We start from the raw sequence: 17,168 nt of genomic DNA on the forward strand, positions 1-17,168 counted from the left end.
AAGGTCCCCGTAAACTGGGCGATCTCGCAGCACCATCACGCAGGGAGTTACGACCGTGGCAAGTGGCAACGCGATCCGTGGCAGTCGGGTCGGAGCGGGGCCGATGGGAGAGGCCGAGCGCGGCGAGTCCGCGCCGCGCCTCCGCATCTCCTTCTGGTGCTCCAACGGGCATGAGACCCAGCCGAGCTTCGCCAGCGACGCGCAGATCCCGGAGACCTGGGACTGCCCGCGCTGCGGCTTCCCGGCCGGCCAGGACGAGGAGAACCCGCCGGCGCCGCCGCGGACCGAGCCCTACAAGACCCACCTCGCCTACGTGCGCGAGCGGCGCTCCGCGGCGGACGGCGAGGCGATCCTCGCCGAGGCGCTGGCGAAGCTGCGCGGCGAGATCTGACCGCGCGGCGGCGTCCGCCGCCACGTCCACTCCTCCCGGGTGCCGGGCCCTCGTTCCGCAGCATCATCAATTAGCGTTGATCCTGCAGCGAGGACGAGGAGAAGTGGACTGATGTCCGTAACCAACGCGCAGGGCCAGAACCGTCTTGACCAGCGCCCCGAATGGCATGCGCTCGGCAAGCACCGTGAGGAAGCGGCGGGCACTCACCTGCGGGGGCTGTTCGACGCCGACCCCGGCAGGGCCGGCCGCTACACCCTCCAGGTGGGGGATCTCCACCTGGACTACTCCAAGCACCTGGTGACCGACGAGACGCTGCGGCTGCTGCGCGAACTGGCCGCGGCGACCGGCGTGTTCGAGCTGCGCGACGCGATGTTCCGCGGCGAGAAGATCAACACCACCGAGGACCGCGCGGTGCTGCACACCGCGCTGCGCGCCCCGCAGTCCGCGACGATCGAGGTCGACGGCTACAACGTCGTACCGGCCGTGCACGCAGTGCTCACCAAGATGGGCGTCTTCGCGGACCGCATCCGCTCCGGCGAGTGGACCGGCCACACCGGCAAGCGGATCAGGAACATCGTCAACATCGGCATTGGCGGCTCCGACCTCGGCCCCGCCATGGCCTACGACGTGCTGCGCTCCTACACCGACCGCGGTCTGACCGTGCGGTTCGTGTCCAACGTCGACGGCGCCGACCTGCACGAGGCGGTGCGGGACCTGGACGCGGCCGAGACGCTGTTCATCATCGCGTCCAAGACCTTCACCACCATCGAGACCATCACCAACGCCACCTCGGCCCGGCAGTGGCTGCTCGGACAGCTCGGCGCCGGGGACGAGGCGGTGGCCAAGCACTTCGTGGCGCTGTCCACCAACGCCGAGAAGGTCACCGAGTTCGGCATCGACCCGACGAACATGTTCGAGTTCTGGGACTGGGTCGGCGGCCGCTACTCCTACGACTCGGCCATCGGCCTGTCGCTGATGCTGGCGATCGGCCCCGACGCCTTCCGGGACATGCTGGCCGGCTTCCACCTGGTCGACGAGCACTTCAGGACCGCGCCGCCGGAGCGCAACGCCCCGCTGCTGCTGGGGATGCTCGGCGTCTGGTACGGCGGTTTCCACGACGCCCAGTCGCACGCGGTGCTGCCGTACAGCCACTACCTGAGCAAGTTCACCGCGTATCTCCAGCAGCTCGACATGGAGTCCAACGGCAAGTCCGTCGACCGCGACGGCAACCCGGTGACCTGGCAGACCGGGCCCGTGGTGTGGGGCACGCCGGGTACCAACGGGCAGCACGCGTACTACCAGTTGCTGCACCAGGGCACCAAGCTCGTCCCGGCGGACTTCATCGGCTTCGCGCAGCCGCTGGCCGAACTCGGGCCGCTGGCCGGGCAGCACGACCTGCTGATGGCCAACTTCTTCGCGCAGACCCAGGCGCTGGCCTTCGGCAAGACCCCCGACGAGGTCAGGGCGGAGGGCGTCCCCGAGGAACTGGTCCCGCACAAGACCTTCCGCGGCAACCACCCGACGACGACGATCCTCGCGAGCAGGCTGACCCCTTCGGTGCTGGGGCAGCTCATCGCGCTCTACGAGCACAAGGTGTTCGTGCAGGGCGCGATCTGGAACATCGACTCCTTCGACCAGTGGGGCGTCGAGCTGGGCAAGGTGCTCGCCAAGCGGGTCGAGCCGGCCCTGAGCGAGGGCGCGCAGGTGCCGGGCCTGGACCCGAGCACCCAGCACCTGGTGGCCCGGTACCGCGAGCTGCGCGGGCGCTGAGCACGGCTCAGGGGCGCGGGGAACCGTCGTGGCGACCCGCGCCCCTCTGGGGCCGGTCGCGCGGTTCCCCGCGCCCCTGACAGGGCGCCTTGGCGCAGCCTTACGAGGACGCGGCCGGGTACAGGTCGCGCGGCAGCTTCGCCGCCGCGGCCCGGTCCAGCAGCCACAGGGTGCGGGAGAGGCCCTGGGCGCCAGAGGCGGGCGCCTGGAGCTCTCCTGGGGCGGACAGGGCCATGGCCACCGCCCCGGCCTTGTCCTCGCCCGCAGCGAGCAGCCACACCTCGTGGGCCGCCCTGATGGCCGGCAGCGTCAGCGAGATGCGGACGGGCGGCGGCTTGGGGGCGCCGCGGACGCCGATCACCGTACGGGTCCGCTCCCGCACCCCGGGGTGCTCGGGGAAGAGCGAGGCGACATGGGTGTCCGGGCCGACGCCGAGCATCAGCACGTCGAAGGCCGGCACCCGGCCGTGTCCCTCCGTCCCCGCGGCGGCGGCCAGCTCCGCCGCGTAGGCCTCGGCCGCCGCGTCCACGTCGGAGCCGTACGGGCCGTCGGAGGGCGCCATCGGGTGCACCCTGGCGGGGTCCACCGGGACGGCGTCCAGCAGCGCGGCGGCCTGCGTGACATTGCGCTCCGGGTCGCCGTCCGGCAGGAACCGCTCGTCGCCCCACCACACGTCCAGGCGCGCCCAGTCCACCGCGTCGCGCGCGGGGGACTCGGCGAGCGCGGTGAGCAGGGCGTTGCCGTTGCGCCCGCCGGTGAGCACCACAGAGGCGGTGCCCCTGGCGGCCTGGGCGTCCACGATCCGGGTGATCAGCCGGGCGGCGGCGGCGCGCGCCATCAGTTCCTTGTCGCGGTGGACGACGACCTGGGGAGTGCTCACTTCGACGTCGCCGCCTTGCCTCCCGAGGCCGCCTTCTTCGCGGCCGACGGCGTCGCACGGGCGGCGGCGGTCGGGCTGCCGTCCGTCGCGCCCTTGTTGTCCCTGGCGGTGCTGATCAGGTGCTTGACCCCGAACTGCACCGTGGCGCGGTATATGTCGTCGGGGTCGAGCCTGCGCAGCTCCTCCGCGATCAGTTCGGCGGTCTCCCGCCGCTTGAGCGCCACGTGCCGGTCTGGCTGTCCCGGCACCGACAGCTCGGCGAGCCGGCCGTCGGAGCGGTCCAGGCAGATGTCGCCCGCGGTGGTGAACAGGCGTACCGCGGTGATGCCGGGGCCGTCGGAGACCTTGCGCTCCACCTCGACGCCCAGCCGGTCGGCGAGCCACAGCGCGAGCAGCTCGGTGCTCGCGTTGTACGCCTCTCCCTCCACGGAGGCCGAGGTGATCGCGGAGTGCTTCTGGTCCAGGGCCGCCGCCAGCATCGAACGCCACGGGGTGATCCTGGTCCAGGCCAGGTCGGTGTCGCCCGGCAGGTAGGAGCCGGCCCGTACCTCGATCGAGCCGACCGGGTCCTCGGCCGAGGACGCGTCGGTGATACGGCGCTGGGCGAGCCGCCCCAGCGGGTCGGCGCCGGGCTTGTCCGGTGCCTGGTCCGGCCACCAGCACACCACCGGCGCGTCCGGCAGCAGCAGCGGCAGTACGACGGACTCGGAGTGGTTGGCCAGCTCGCCGTGCATCCGCAGCACCACGGTCTCGCCGGTGCCCGCCTCGGCGCCCACCACCACCTCGGCGTCGAGCCGGGCGCCGGCCCGCTCCCTGGGGGAGCGGCCCGGGCGCTTGATGACGACCAGGATGCGCGAGGGGTGCTCGCGCGACGCCTCGTGCGCCGACTTGAGCGCGTCGTAGGCGCTGCCCTCGTCGGTGACGATGACCAGGGTCAGCACCATCCCGACGGCGGGGGTGCCGATGGCCCGCCGGGCGTCGATCAGCCCGGCGTTGATACGTGCGGACGTGGTGTCCGTCAGGTCGATCTTCATGGCCGGCGCCAGCTCCTGCCGTCTCGTGCGAGCATCTCGTCCGCCTCGGCCGGGCCCCAGGTGCCGGACGCGTACTGCGCGGGCTTGCCGTGCTTGTCCCAGTAGGCCTCGATCGGGTCGAGTATCGTCCAGGACAGCTCGACCTCCTGATGCCGCGGGAAGAGATTCGCGTCGCCGAGCAGCACGTCGAGGATCAGCCGCTCGTACGCCTCGGGGCTGGACTCGGTGAAGGACTCCCCGTAGGCGAAGTCCATCGTCACGTCCCGCACCTCGGTGGAGGTGCCCGGCACCTTGGAGCCGAACCGCACGGTCACGCCCTCGTCCGGCTGCACCCGGATGACCAGGGCGTTCTCGCCCAGCTCCTCGGTGGCGCCGGACTCGAAGGGCAGATACGGCGCCCGCTTGAAGATCACCGCGATCTCGGTGACCCGGCGGCCGAGGCGCTTGCCGGTGCGCAGGTAGAACGGCACCCCGGCCCAGCGGCGGTTGTTGATCTCCAGCTTCACGGCCGCGTAGGTGTCGGTCTTGGACTTGGGGTCGATCCCGTCCTCCTCCAGGTAGCCGAGCACCTCCTCGCCGCCCTGCCAGGCGTGCGCGTACTGCCCGCGCACGGTGTGCTTGCCGAGGTCGTCGGGCAGCACGACCGCGCCCAGCACCTTGAGTTTCTCCGCGGTGAGCGCCTTGGGGTGGAAGGAGCCGGGCTCCTCCATCGCGGTCAGCGCCAGCAGCTGGAGCAGGTGGTTCTGTATCACGTCACGGGCCGCGCCGATGCCGTCGTAGTAGCCGGCCCGGCCGCCGATGCCGATGTCCTCGGCCATCGTGATCTGCACGTGGTCGACGTAGGACCGGTTCCAGATCGGCTCGTACATGGTGTTGGCGAAGCGCAGCGCCAGGATGTTCTGGACCGTCTCCTTGCCCAGGTAGTGGTCGATCCTGAAGACCTCGTTGGGCGGGAAGACGTCGTGCACGATCCGGTTGAGGTCCTGGGCGCTGGCCAGGTCGTGGCCGAACGGCTTCTCGATGACGGCACGCCGCCACGACTCGCCGGTGCCCTGCGACAGCCCGTGCTTCTTGAGCTGCTGCACCACGTTGGGGAAGAACTTCGGCGGCACCGACAGGTAGAAGGCGAAGTTGCCGCCGGTGCCGCGGGCCTTGTCCAGCTCGTCGATGGTCGACTTCAGCGTCTCGAACGCGGTGTCGTCGTCGAAGTCGCCCTGCACGAAGCGGCAGCCCTCGGCGAGCTGCTGCCACACCTCCTCGCGGAAGGGGGTGCGCGCGTGCTCCTTGACGGCGTCGTGCACCTCCTGCGCGAAGTCCTCGTTCTCCCACTGCCTGCGGGCGAAGCCGACCAGGGCGAAGCCCGGCGGCAGCAGCCCGCGGTTGGCGAGGTCGTAGACGGCCGGCATCAGCTTCTTGCGGGACAGGTCGCCCGTCACGCCGAAGATGATCAGACCGGACGGGCCGGCGATCCGCGGCAGCCGGCGGTCCAGCGGGTCCCGCAGCGGGTTGCCGGCGCCGACAGGGGTGTCAGTGCTCACCTCAGGCCTCCGAAGGAGCGAGCCGTTCGAGTTCCGCCTTGGTGGAGTCCAGCAGTTCCTTCCAGGCCGTCTCGAACTTCTCGACGCCCTCGTCCTCCAGCAGCTGGACGACGTCGTCGTACGAGATGCCGAGCGCCCCGATGGCGTCCAGCTCGGCCTGCGACTGCTCGTACGTCCCGCGGATGGTGTCGCCGGTGACCTCGCCCTGCTCGGCGGTGGCCTCCAGGGTGGCTTCCGGCATCGTGTTCACGGTGTTCGGCGCGACCAGCTCGGTGACGTAGAGCGTCGGGGAGTAGGCCGGGTCCTTGACGCCGGTCGACGCCCACAGCGGGCGCTGCCGGTTCGCGCCGGCCTTCTCCAGGGCCAGCCAGCGCTCGGAGCCGAAGACCTCCTCGTACGCCTGGTAGGCCAGCCGCGCGTTGGCGACCGCGGCCTTGCCCTTGAGGGCCTTGGCCTCGTCGGAGCCGATCTTCTCCAGCCGCTTGTCGATCTCGGTGTCCACCCGGGACACGAAGAAGGACGCCACCGAGAAGATCCGCGACAGGTCCAGGCCGCCGGCCTTGGCCTTCTCCAGACCGGTCAGGTAGGCGTCCATCACCTCGCGGTAGCGCGCGAGGGAGAAGATCAGCGTGACGTTGACGCTGATGCCGCGGGAGGTGACGTCGGCGATGGCCGGCAGGCCCGCCTTCGTCGCCGGGATCTTGATCAGCGTGTTCGGGCGGTCCACCAGCCACGCCAGCTGCTTGGCCTCGGCGATGGTCGCGCGGGTGTTGTGCGCCAGCCGCGGGTCCACCTCGATCGACACCCGGCCGTCACGGCCGTCGGTGGCGTCGAAGACCGGGCGGAAGACGTCCGCCGCGTCCCGGACGTCGGCGGTGGTGATCATCCGCACCGCCTCGTCGGGGGTCAGGCCGCGCGAGGCGAGGTCGGTGAGCTGCGCGTCGTAGCGCTCGTCGCCGGAGATGGCCTTCTGGAAGATCGACGGGTTGGTGGTGGCGCCGACCACGTGCTGCTGGTCGATCAGCTCGGCCAGGTTGCCCGACGTGATGCGCCCGCGGGACATGTCGTCCAGCCAGATCGCGACGCCTTCGTCGGAGAGGCGCTTGAGTGCGTCTGTCATGAGAGTTGCATCTCCTGATGTGTCGTGTGCCTGCGTCAGCGATCAGCGGCGGCGAGAGATTCCCGCGCCGCGGCGGCCACCGCCTCCGCGGTGAACCCGAACTCGCGGAACAGCACCTTCGCGTCCGCCGAGGCACCGAAGTGCTCAAGGCTGACGATGCGTCCCGCGTCCCCCACGAAGCGGTGCCAGGTCAGCGCGATGCCGGCCTCCACCGCGACCCGGGCCTTCACCGAGGGCGGCAGCACGCCGTCCCGGTACGCCTGGTCCTCCTGCTCGAACCACTCCACGCACGGCATCGACACCACCCGGGTGGGGATGCCCGCGGCCTGCAGCTCCTCGCGGGCGCCGACGGCCAGCTGCACCTCGGAACCGGTGCCGATCAGGATGACCCGCGCGGGCCCGCCCTCGGCCTCGAACAGCACGTAGCCGCCGCGCGCCGCGTCCTCGTTGCGCTCGTACGTCGGTACGCCCTGCCGGGTGAGCGCCAGGCCGTGCGGGGCGCCCTTGCCGAACTCCTTCGTCCAGCGCTTGAAGATCTCCCGCCAGGCGATGGCGGTCTCGTTGGCGTCCGCCGGGCGCACCACGTTCAGCCCCGGGATGGCCCGCAGCGACGCCAGGTGCTCCACCGGCTGGTGGGTCGGGCCGTCCTCGCCCAGGCCGATCGAGTCGTGCGTCCACACGTACGTCACCGGCAGGTGCATCAGCGCGGACAGCCGCACCGCGTTGCGCATGTAGTCGGAGAACACCAGGAAGGTGCCGCCGTAGACCCGGGTGTTGCCGTGCAGGGTGATGCCGTTCATCTCGGCGGCCATCGAGTGCTCGCGGATGCCGAAGTGGACCGTGCGGCCGTAACGGTTCGCGCCCGGCAGCGGGTTGCCGTCGGGCAGGAACGACGACGTCTTGTCGATCGTGGTGTTGTTCGAGCCCGCCAGGTCCGCGGAACCGCCCCACAGCTCGGGCACGACGGCGCCCAGCGCCTCCAGCACCTTGCCGGAAGCCGCCCGGGTGGCGAGGGGCTTGCCCGTCTCGAACGCCGGCAGGTGCGACTGCCAGCCCTCGGGCAGCTCGGCCGCGTCGATCCGGTCGAAGGTCGCGGCGTGCTCGGGGCTGGCGGTGCGCCAGGCGGCGAAGGACTTCTCCCACACGGCCCTGGTCTCGCGCGCGCGCTCGCTGACCGCGCGGGTGTGCGCGATCACGTCGTCGGCCACCGCGAAGTGCTGGTCGGGGTCGAAGCCGAGCACCTCCTTGGTGGCCCTGACCTCGTCCTCGCCCAGCGCCGAGCCGTGCGCGGCCTCGGTGTTCTGCGCGTGCGGGGCGGGCCAGGCGATGATCGAGCGGGCCGCGATGAAGGACGGCCGGCCGGTCTCCGCCTTGGCGGCGAGCAGCGCCGCGTACAGGGCGTGCGGGTCCAGGTCGCCGCTGGGCAGCGGCTCGACGCGCTGCACGTGCCAGCCGTACGCCTCGTAGCGCTTGACGGTGTCCTCGGACACCGCGGTCTCGGTGTCGCCCTCGATGGAGATGTGGTTGTCGTCCCACAGCAGCACCAGATTGCCGAGCTTCTGGTGCCCGGCCAGCGAGGACGCCTCGGCGGAGATGCCCTCCTGGAGGCAGCCGTCACCGGCGATCGCCCAGATGGTGTGGTCGAAAGGCGAGGTGCCCGGCTCCGCGTCCGGGTCGAACAGGCCGCGCTCGTAACGGGAGGCCATCGCCATGCCGACCGCGTTGGCGACACCCTGGCCGAGCGGGCCGGTGGTGGTCTCGACTCCGGTGGTGTGGCCGTACTCCGGGTGGCCGGGGGTGCGCGAGCCCCAGGTGCGGAAGCTTTCCAGGTCCGCCAGCTCCAGGCCGTACCCGGCCAGGTAGAGCTGGGTGTAGAGAGTCAGGCTGCTGTGGCCTGCGGAGAGCACGAAACGGTCGCGGCCGGTCCAGTCGGCGTCCGCGGGGTCGTGCCGCATGACCTTCTGGAACAGCAGGTACGCGGCAGGGGCCAGGCTCATCGCCGTGCCGGGGTGGCCGTTGCCGACCCTCTGCACGGAGTCCATGGCCAGGACGCGGGCGGTGTCGACCGCCCGTCGGTCCAGATCTGTCCAGTCAAGGTCTGCGGTGGTCGGCTGCTTGCTCACCCTGGGTCAGGGCTCCTCTCAACAAATACGTCGAAACGCGCCGGTGACGTGTGCCTACCCGACGCGGCTGAGCCTACCGCCGAGGGCGCGCACCTTTTCGATCCTGCCCCCGTACGTCCGTATTCGCCTCCCGAACCCCGTTAACGCCTGGTGAACGCGGGCCCGGCAACACGATCCACCCCCGGAAGCAGCCGGGGTATTCCCTGCGTCTAGAGTGGCGTGGTACGCGCAGGCCGCACCGTGGCCGACCCGCTGTTCCCGATGCCGGCGGCCAGGTGCTTGGCGGCCTGCTTGACTCATCTCTCTTGGGGTGTTCGTGACGGCCGTCGAATCCCGACCCGCAGGGGTCATCGGGACGGGCTCAGGTCATCGGCCGCTGCAGGCCCGTGTCATGGGGTTCGTGGCGCTGACCAAGCCGCGCATCATCGAGCTGCTGCTCATTACGACGGTCCCGGTCATGTTCCTCGCGGCCGGCGGGGTGCCCGACCTGTGGCTGGTGCTGGCGACCGTGGTCGGCGGCTACCTGTCCGCGGGCGGGGCCAACGCGCTCAACATGTACATCGACCGCGACATCGACGCGCTCATGCACCGCACCGAGCAGCGTCCGCTGGTCACCGGGCTGGTCTCGCCCCGCGAGGGCCTGGTCTTCGGCATCACGCTGTCCGTGGTGTCCACGGTGTGGTTCGCGGTGCTGGTCAACCCGCTGTCCGCGGGCCTGTCGCTGACCGCGATCCTCTACTACGTCTTCGTCTACACCCTGGGCCTCAAGCGCCGCACCGCCCAGAACATCGTGTGGGGCGGCGTCGCCGGCTGCCTCCAGGTCTTCATCGGCTGGTCCGCGGTGCGCAACGAGCTGGGCTGGGCGCCCTTCGTGCTCTTCCTTGTCCTCTTCTTCTGGACGCCGCCGCACTACTGGCCGCTGTCGATGAAGGTCAAGGACGACTACGCGCGGGTCGGCGTGCCGATGCTCCCGGTGGTCGCGGGCAACCAGGTGGTGGCCCGGCAGATCGTCATCTACAGCTGGGTGATGGTGCTGACGTCGCTCACGCTGTGGTGGCCGCTGGGTGAGACGTCCTGGTTCTACCCGCTGGTCGCGGCGGTGCTCGGCGCCTTCTGGCTCAAGGAGGCGCACGGGCTGCACGCCCGGGCCAAGGCCGGCGTGACCGGCGCGAAGCTCAAGGAGATGCGGCTCTTCCACTGGTCGATCACGTACGCCACGCTGCTCTTCGTGGCCGTGGCGGTCGACCCCTTCCTCCACTAGTCCCTGCGGGCCGGCTTTCAGGGGGTTACGCCTTCCCCGGGCGCGGGGTGCCCTCCGCTGGCGCGGGGCTTCTGCGGTGCCTCCGCGTCACGGGGTACGCCATCCCCGGGCGGGCTGGGCCGGGGGTTCCCCCGCGGCAGGGGGTGCCCACCCAGGGGCGCGGGGAACGGCGCGGGCAACCCACTACCGGCCGGTGGTCCGGAGCGGACCGATCTGCCCCTCTGGGGCGGTGGCGACCCGCGCGCGGGTGGGGGCCGGGCGCGCAGTCCCCCGCGCCCCTGGGGTGGTGCGGTCCGCTCGCACACGACGGTGCATCGTGGCTGGGCGCGCAGTTTCCCGCGCCCCTGTAAGGCGCCGCCTCACGCAGGGAGCCCCGGCCTCGCGGCAGCGGAAAGGCGCCGGCCCACGGAGGGATCGGGCAGAAATCCGCGGGCTCATGGGAGGGGAGGGCTACCGGTGGGTAGCATGAGCGGCATGGGTGAGGACAAGGTGGAGCGGCGCGAGCAGGCTCGCGCAAGGCGGCTGGCCCGGGAGATCCGCGGGTTCGCGAAGAAGCACGGCGGGGCCGACGCCGTCGTCGAACACCTCGGGCAGCGCGGCGCCCGCATCGTACTGGTCGGCAAGGACGGGGCATGGGGCGACCTGGTCGCACCCGCCTACGCCACCGCCCAGGCGGCAGCCGAAACCGCGGAGGTCCCCGTGCACGGCGAATTCGGGGGCGAGTTGGCGGCCCGGCTGCGTACCGGACCGTACGAGTGGACCCGGATGGCCGGAATTCAGGTCGGCGGGCGCGCCAATACCTGACGTCACCCGCTGCCGTCAGGACCATGGCAGGGTCGTGACGGACGCAGGGTGGCAAGGGGGGCGGCGGATGGCCGGGGCGCGGGGTCGCCTGGTGGACGCGTACGGCCACGGGGTCCTGCCCGGCGACCTCGGTATCGGCGCCTTCGAGGCCCTGCTGCCCGGCGCCGCGGCGCCGGGCACGACGCTGTTCGACAGCCCCGCCGGCTTCGCGGTACGCCGCTGGTGCCCGCCGTTACTGGGCCTTGAGCCGCACTGCTCCCCGGCCCGCTATCTGGCCCGCCGCCGCGAGCTGGGCGCGTACGAGGCGGCCCGGCTGCTGCTGCGCGGCACCGGTATCCGCGCGTACCTGGTCGACACCGGCGAGCCCGGTGACCTGACGCCGCCCAAGGAGCTGGGCGCGGCGGGCAGCGCGGCGGCGTACGAGATCGTCCGGCTCGAACCGCTGGCCCAGCAGGTGGCCGATACCTCGGGCACGGTGGACTGTTTTCTGGCCAATCTCGCGGAGTCCGTGCACGGCGCCGCGCTCAGCGCCGTCGGCTTCTCCTGCGCGGCGGAAGCGCTGGTGGACGGCCCGCCGCCGTCGCACGGGCCGCCGGGACCGGTCGAGGTGCGGTACGCCGCCGCGCGCTGGCTGGCCACCCGGCGGATCGGTGAGCGGCCCGCCGATCCGGTGCTGCTGCGCCATCTGGTCTGGCACGCGCTGGCCGGCGGCCTGCCGCTGGCACTGCGGCACCGGCAGGACGGGCCGGGGCCGGCCGCGGTGGCGGGTTTTCTGCGGGCCACCTCGGGGCTCGGCACCGACGTGGTGCTGCTGCCGGGGCCCGCGCACGTGAGGTCGGCTGCCCTGCTGGCCGCCGACCTCCCGCACGTCTGCCTGGCGATCGGCGGCGACCCGGCCGAGGCGCTGTCCCGCGCGCCCTTCGGCAAGGTGCTCTACGCGGGCGGCGCGGTCGGGCTGCCCGAGCTGTACGTCAGCGGTGCGCGCGGCTTCCTGGCCGCCCTCGACCGGCTGGTCGGCGAGCGGGTCGCGGCGGGGGAGTGGTCAGCGGCGGACGGGCAGCGGGTCGCCGCCCTGGTCGGCGAGGGCAACGCCCGCCGCGTCTACCGGCTGCCCGGGGTCGTCGGCCGGCGCGGGCACTGACCGCGCGCCGGGCTCAACCGCCGGCCGCTCCCGCATCGACAGCAGCACCCGCAGCAGCGCGATCCAGATGATGCTCGCGCCGAACATGTGCAGCCCGACGACCGCCTCGGGCAGATCCGTGAAGTACTGGACGTAGCCGATCACGCCCTGGCCCATCAGGACCAGGAAGAGGTCCCTGGTGCGGTCGCGCGGCCCGGCGGGCGCGTCCACCGCCCGCAGCACGAACCACAGCGCCGCGGTGAGCGCCACGACCACCCAGGCCACGTCCGCGTGCAGCTGCGCGACGGATTTCCAGTCCACCGGGATGCGGTGCACATCGCTGGAGTCGCCCGCGTGCGGCCCCGCACCGGTCACCACCGTGCCCACCGCGATCAGCAGCGCGGTCGCGCCGGTCAGTATCCAGGCCATCTGCCGTACCGGCTTGCCCACCAGCGGCCGGGCCGGCGCGTCGCCCTCGGCCGACCGCTGCCACAGCAGCACGGTCAGCACGATGAGGAGGAAGGCCAGCAGGAAGTGCACGCAGACCGTGTACGGGTTCAGGCCGGTGAGCACGGTGAAGGCGCCGAGCACCGCGTTGGCGACGACCATCCAGAACTGCGCCCAGCCCAGCAGGACCAGCTCCCTGCGGTACGGCTTCTGCGAGCGCACCGCGATGATGGCCCAGCCGACGGCGGCGCACAGCACGTACGTCAGCATCCGGTTGGTGAACTCGATCGCGCCGTGCACGCCCATCGCCGAGGTCGGCACCCAGCTGTCGCCCACGCAGCGCGGCGCGGTGGGGCAGCCCAGCCCCGAGCCGGTCAGCCGGACCGCACCGCCGGTGACCACGATGACCACCGACATGAGCACGGCGGACAGCGTCGCCCTGCGGACGGTGGCCGGGGCCGGCGTCCACCGGGCGGCGATCCAGGCGAGCGGGTTTCGCGCGATTTCGGGGAGCTTTGGCACGGGGAACATGGTAGGCGCCACCCTTGTGCGTGTTTTCACGAGGGGGTCGCCCCGGGCCGTGCCCTGCGTCACTCCCAGCGGAAGAAGCGCCCCGCCGCGGCCAGGCCGACCGCCGCCCACACCGCGAGGATGCCCAGGTCGCCCCAGGGCGTCCCGGCGCCGTGCTGGAGCACGTCCCGCAGCCCGTCGGAGAGGGCGGAGACGGGCAGCAGTTCGAGCACCGACCGCACGGGACCGGAGAACTTGTCCATCGGCACGATCACCCCGCCGCCGACCAGCAGCAGCAGGAAGACCAGGTTCGCGGCGGCCAGCGTCGCCTCGGCCTTGAGGGTGCCGGCCATCAGCAGCCCGAGGCCGGAGAAGGCGGCGGTGCCGAGCAGCAGCAGCGCCAGCACGGCCAGCGGGTTGCCGTGCGGCGACCAGCCGAGCGCGAAGGCGATCACCGTCAGCAGCGCCACCTGGAGCAGTTCGGTGACCAGCACCGAGCAGGTCTTGGCGGTCAGCAGCGCCCAGCGCGGCAGCGGCGAGGCGCCCAGCCGCTTGAGCACCCCGTAGCGCCGCTCGAAGCCGGTCGCGATGGCCTGCCCGGTGAAGGCGGTGGACAGCACCGCGAGCGCCAGGATGCCCGGGGTCAGGAAGTCCACCGACTTGCCCGCGCCGGTGTCCACGATGTCGACGCCGCTGAAGACGACCAGCAGCAGCGCCGGGATCACCACGGTCAGCAGCAGCTGCTCGCCGTTGCGCAGCAGCATCTTCGTCTCCAGGACGGCCTGCGCGCGGATCATCGTCGCGGTACGGGCGGCGCCCGGCGCGGGGGTGAAGGACCCGGCCGCGTACGCCGTCCCCGTGGTGGTGCCCGTGGTGGCGGTCATCCGCGCAGCTCCCTGCCGGTCAGTTCCAAGAAGACGTCCTCCAGGGTGCGGCGCTCGACCGCGAGGCGGTCGGGCATCACGCCGTGCTGGGCGCACCAGGAGGTGACGGTGGCCAGCAGCTGCGGATCGACCTTGCCCTCGATGCGGTAGGTGCCCGCGCTCAGCTCGGCGGCCAGGCTGTCCGCGGGCAGCGCCTTGAGCAGCGAAGCCAGGTCCAGGCCCGGGCGGCCGGAGAAGCGCAAGGTGCCCTCGGCGCCGCCGCGGCACAGCTCCTCGGGGGCGCCGGCGGCGATCGACCGGCCGCCGTCGATGATCACCACCTGGTCGGCGAGCTGCTCAGCCTCGTCCATGAAGTGGGTGGTCAGCACCACCGTGGCGCCGTCCGCGCGCAGTTCGCGGACCAGGTCCCAGGTGGCGTGCCTGGCCTGCGGGTCCAGGCCCGCGGTCGGCTCGTCGAGGAAGACCAGTTCGGGGCGGCCGACCACGGCCATCGCCAGCGCGAGCCGCTGCTGCTGCCCGCCGGACAGCCGCCGGTAGGTGGTGCGCCCGCAGGACTCCAGGCCGAGGCGTTCGATCAGCAGCGCCGGGTCGATGGGGTGGGCGTGCAGCGCGGCGGTGTGCCGCAGCATCTCCTCGGCGCGCGCGCCCGGGTAGACCCCGCCGGCCTGCAGCATCACGCCGATTCTCGGCCGCAGCGCCGCGCCCCGGGCGGCCGGGTCGAGCCCGAGGACCCGGACGCTGCCGCCGTCGGGGCGCCGGTAGCCTTCACAGATCTCGACGGTCGTGGTCTTGCCGGCGCCGTTGGGGCCGAGCACGGCGGTGACGCTGCCGCGGGGCACGGCCAGGTCGAGGCCGTCGACCGCGGTCCTGGTCCCGTACCGCTTGACCAGACCGGTCACCTCGACCGCGGGCTCGTTTCGCATGCGGACGAGTCTAGGGAGCCCGGGCAGCGGTTTGGGCGGCAGGGCGGAATTAGGTAACCCTAAGTGACGCAGCACACCGCGCCCGGCAGCGGACCCGCTTGCCCGCGCCTGAGGAATTACGCAACAATGGGGTTGTGAAATACGTCGGTGGTGCCTCTCAGGGGGCGGCGGAGGAGCAGACGACCGGGGAGCGGCGCACCCGCAACCGGGTCGCCCGGTCCGTCCTGGACCACGGACCCTCCACCGCGGCCGACCTGGCACAGCGGCTCGGCCTCACCCAGGCCGCCGTCCGCCGCCATCTGGACGCACTCGTGGCGGAGAATATCGTCGAGCCCCGCGACCAGCGGGTCTACGGCCACCGCGGCCGCGGCAGACCCGCCAAGGTCTTCGCTCTGACCGACTGCGGCCGGGACGCGTTCGACCAGGCCTACGACGTACTCGCCGCCGACGCGCTGCGCTGGATCGCCGAGTCCGCCGGCGGCGGGCGGGACGGCCAGGCCGCGGTCTCGGCTTTCGCCCGCGCACGGGTCGCGGCCCAGGCCGAACGCTACCGTGCGATGATCGACGCGGCGGCCCCCGAGGACCGCACCCGGGCACTGGCCCGTGCGCTGTCCGCCGACGGGTACGCCGCCACGACCCGCAGCGCACCCGGTCCCGCCGGAGAGCAGCTGTGCCAGCACCACTGCCCGGTCGCCCATACGGCCGAACAGTTCCCCGAATTGTGCGAGGCGGAGGCCGAGGTCTTCTCCCGCCTGCTCGGGACACACGTCCAGCGGCTGGCCACCATCGCGCACGGCGACGGCGTATGCACCACCTTCGTCCCGCAGGCCCCGCACCCGACCGGTCCCGATCACACCGCTCGGTCGGCAACCACCGATCAGACCCAGACCACCGACCAGGCATCTGCCAGCACGTCCGGGAGGAAACCCGCATGACTGCTCCCACGGAGACCACTCACCCGGAGCTCGAAGGCATCGGCACGTACGAGTACGGCTGGGCCGACTCCGATGCCGCGGGCGCCGCCGCGCAGCGCGGCCTGTCCGAAGCCGTCGTCCGCGACATCTCCGCGAAGAAGTCCGAGCCCGAGTGGATGCTCAAGCTCCGGCTCAAGGGTCTGCGGCTGTTCGGCAAGAAGCCCATGCCGACCTGGGGCTCGGACCTGTCCGGCATCGACTTCGACAACATCAAGTACTTCGTGCGGTCCACCGAGAAGCAGGCGGAGTCCTGGGAGGACCTGCCCGAGGACATCAAGAACACCTACGACCGGCTCGGCATCCCCGAGGCCGAGAAGCAGCGGCTGGTCGCCGGTGTCGCGGCGCAGTACGAGTCCGAGGTCGTCTACCACCAGATCCGCGAGGACCTGGAGGAGCAGGGCGTCATCTTCATGGACACCGACACCGCGCTGCGCGAGCACCCGGAGCTGTTCCAGGAGTACTACGGCACGGTCATCCCGGCCGGCGACAACAAGTTCGCGTCGCTGAACACGGCGGTGTGGTCCGGCGGCTCGTTCATCTACGTGCCGAAGGGCGTGCGCGTCGACATCCCGCTGCAGGCCTACTTCCGTATCAACACCGAGAACATGGGCCAGTTCGAGCGGACGCTGATCATCGTCGACGAGGACGCCTACGTCCACTACGTCGAGGGCTGCACCGCGCCGATCTACAAGTCCGACTCGCTGCACTCGGCGGTCGTGGAGATCATCGTGAAGAAGGGCGGCCGGTGCCGCTACACGACGATCCAGAACTGGTCGAACAACGTGTACAACCTGGTGACCAAGCGCGCTGTCGCCTACGAGGGCGCCACCATGGAGTGGGTCGACGGCAACATCGGCTCCAAGGTCACCATGAAGTACCCGGCGGTCTACCTGATGGGTGAGCACGCCAAGGGCGAGACGCTGTCCATCGCCTTCGCCGGCGAGGGCCAGCACCAGGACGCCGGCGCCAAGATGGTGCACATGGCGCCGAACACCTCCTCGAACATCGTCTCCAAGTCGGTGGCCCGCGGCGGCGGCCGCACCTCCTACCGCGGTCTGATCGAGATCGGCGAGGGCGCGGCCGGATCGAAGTCGAACGTGCTGTGCGACGCGCTGCTGATCGACACGGTCTCGCGCTCCGACACCTACCCGTACGTGGACGTCCGCGAGGACGACGTGTCCATGGGCCACGAGGCCACCGTCTCCAAGGTCTCCGACGACCAGCTCTTCTACCTGATGAGCCGCGGCATGACGGAGTTCGAGGCGATGGCGATGATCGTGCGCGGCTTCGTCGAGCCGATCGCCAAGGAACTGCCGATGGAGTACGCCCTGGAGCTCAACCGGCTGATCGAGCTCCAGATGGAGGGCTCCGTGGGCTAGCCGCCCCGGC

The 17,168-nt window shown here is 71.7% G+C and carries 15 protein-coding genes; 7 read left to right on the top strand and 8 right to left on the bottom strand.

The genetic code is table 11. The annotated features are described in order from the left end of the window. Window positions 1-55: 55 nt before the first annotated feature. Window positions 56-391, top strand: coding sequence for an RNA polymerase-binding protein RbpA (locus OHA86_RS29090; RefSeq protein WP_073497103.1), 336 nt, complete (start codon window positions 56-58; stop codon window positions 389-391). 111 nt (window positions 392-502) lie between these two features. Continuing rightward, window positions 503-2,161, top strand: coding sequence for a glucose-6-phosphate isomerase (gene pgi / locus OHA86_RS29095; RefSeq protein ID WP_329179944.1), 1,659 nt, complete (start codon window positions 503-505; stop codon window positions 2,159-2,161). A gap of 100 nt (window positions 2,162-2,261) precedes the next feature. Here pgi and pgl read toward each other — a convergent pair whose 3' ends face one another. The 5 genes from pgl to tkt are packed head-to-tail and all read right to left on the bottom strand — an operon-like array spanning window position 2,262 to window position 8,856. Then, complete coding sequence (pgl, locus tag OHA86_RS29100) at window positions 2,262-2,999, bottom strand: 6-phosphogluconolactonase (RefSeq protein ID WP_443072029.1); 738 nt, start codon at window positions 2,997-2,999, stop codon at window positions 2,262-2,264. Between the two features lie 38 nt (window positions 3,000-3,037). After that, window positions 3,038-4,075 carry a glucose-6-phosphate dehydrogenase assembly protein OpcA gene (opcA, locus tag OHA86_RS29105; protein ID WP_329179946.1) on the bottom strand — a complete coding sequence of 346 codons (1,038 nt, stop codon included), beginning with the start codon at window positions 4,073-4,075 and terminating at the stop codon, window positions 3,038-3,040. Then, on the bottom strand, window positions 4,072-5,613 hold the full coding sequence (gene zwf, locus OHA86_RS29110; RefSeq protein ID WP_329179948.1) for a glucose-6-phosphate dehydrogenase: 1,542 nt from the start codon (window positions 5,611-5,613) through the stop codon (window positions 4,072-4,074). The genes opcA and zwf overlap by 4 nt, the downstream gene beginning before the upstream one ends. A 1-nt stretch (window position 5,614) precedes the next feature. Continuing rightward, window positions 5,615-6,733, bottom strand: coding sequence for a transaldolase (tal, locus tag OHA86_RS29115; protein WP_329179949.1), 1,119 nt, complete (start codon window positions 6,731-6,733; stop codon window positions 5,615-5,617). Between the two features lie 35 nt (window positions 6,734-6,768). Beyond that, window positions 6,769-8,856: a transketolase gene (tkt, locus tag OHA86_RS29120; RefSeq protein WP_329179951.1), complete on the bottom strand. Its 2,088-nt coding sequence runs from the start codon at window positions 8,854-8,856 to the stop codon at window positions 6,769-6,771. A gap of 316 nt (window positions 8,857-9,172) precedes the next feature. On the opposite strand from tkt, the gene OHA86_RS29125 reads away from it, so the two are divergent. The 3 genes from OHA86_RS29125 (at window position 9,173) to OHA86_RS29135 (ending at window position 12,062) form a co-directional block, all read left to right on the top strand. Further along, window positions 9,173-10,117, top strand: coding sequence for a heme o synthase (locus OHA86_RS29125; RefSeq protein ID WP_329179952.1), 945 nt, complete (start codon window positions 9,173-9,175; stop codon window positions 10,115-10,117). Window positions 10,118-10,582: 465 nt separating this feature from the next. Further along, window positions 10,583-10,921 carry a hypothetical protein gene (locus tag OHA86_RS29130; RefSeq protein ID WP_443071912.1) on the top strand — a complete coding sequence of 113 codons (339 nt, stop codon included), beginning with the start codon at window positions 10,583-10,585 and terminating at the stop codon, window positions 10,919-10,921. Between the two features lie 67 nt (window positions 10,922-10,988). Then, the gene (locus OHA86_RS29135) at window positions 10,989-12,062 is read left to right on the top strand and encodes an amidohydrolase (RefSeq protein ID WP_329179957.1); all 1,074 of its coding nucleotides are present in this window, start codon (window positions 10,989-10,991) and stop codon (window positions 12,060-12,062) included. Here OHA86_RS29135 and OHA86_RS29140 read toward each other — a convergent pair. Genes OHA86_RS29140 through OHA86_RS29150 form a run of 3 tightly spaced genes read right to left on the bottom strand, consistent with a single transcriptional unit; the run spans window position 11,964 to window position 14,805 of the window. Then, window positions 11,964-13,019, bottom strand: coding sequence for a COX15/CtaA family protein (locus OHA86_RS29140; RefSeq protein ID WP_329179959.1), 1,056 nt, complete (start codon window positions 13,017-13,019; stop codon window positions 11,964-11,966). The genes OHA86_RS29135 and OHA86_RS29140 overlap by 99 nt on opposite strands. A gap of 59 nt (window positions 13,020-13,078) precedes the next feature. Continuing rightward, window positions 13,079-13,882: an ABC transporter permease gene (locus tag OHA86_RS29145; RefSeq protein ID WP_329179961.1), complete on the bottom strand. Its 804-nt coding sequence runs from the start codon at window positions 13,880-13,882 to the stop codon at window positions 13,079-13,081. Beyond that, complete coding sequence (locus OHA86_RS29150) at window positions 13,879-14,805, bottom strand: ABC transporter ATP-binding protein (protein WP_329179963.1); 927 nt, start codon at window positions 14,803-14,805, stop codon at window positions 13,879-13,881. Before OHA86_RS29150 ends, OHA86_RS29145 begins: the two co-directional genes overlap by 4 nt. Before the next feature lie 134 nt (window positions 14,806-14,939). Between OHA86_RS29150 and OHA86_RS29155 the strand changes: the two genes are divergently transcribed. After that, entirely contained in the window at window positions 14,940-15,740 is an 801-nt protein-coding gene (locus OHA86_RS29155) for a helix-turn-helix transcriptional regulator (RefSeq protein ID WP_329179965.1), read from the top strand. Beyond that, window positions 15,737-17,158 (top strand): Fe-S cluster assembly protein SufB, encoded by a 1,422-nt coding sequence (sufB, locus tag OHA86_RS29160; protein WP_329179967.1) that lies wholly within the window; start codon window positions 15,737-15,739, stop codon window positions 17,156-17,158. Before OHA86_RS29155 ends, sufB begins: the two co-directional genes overlap by 4 nt. Window positions 17,159-17,168: the final 10 nt, after the last annotated feature.

Origin of the sequence: Streptomyces sp. NBC_01477, assembly GCF_036227245.1 — a bacterium.
Lineage (GTDB): Bacteria > Actinomycetota > Actinomycetes > Streptomycetales > Streptomycetaceae > Actinacidiphila.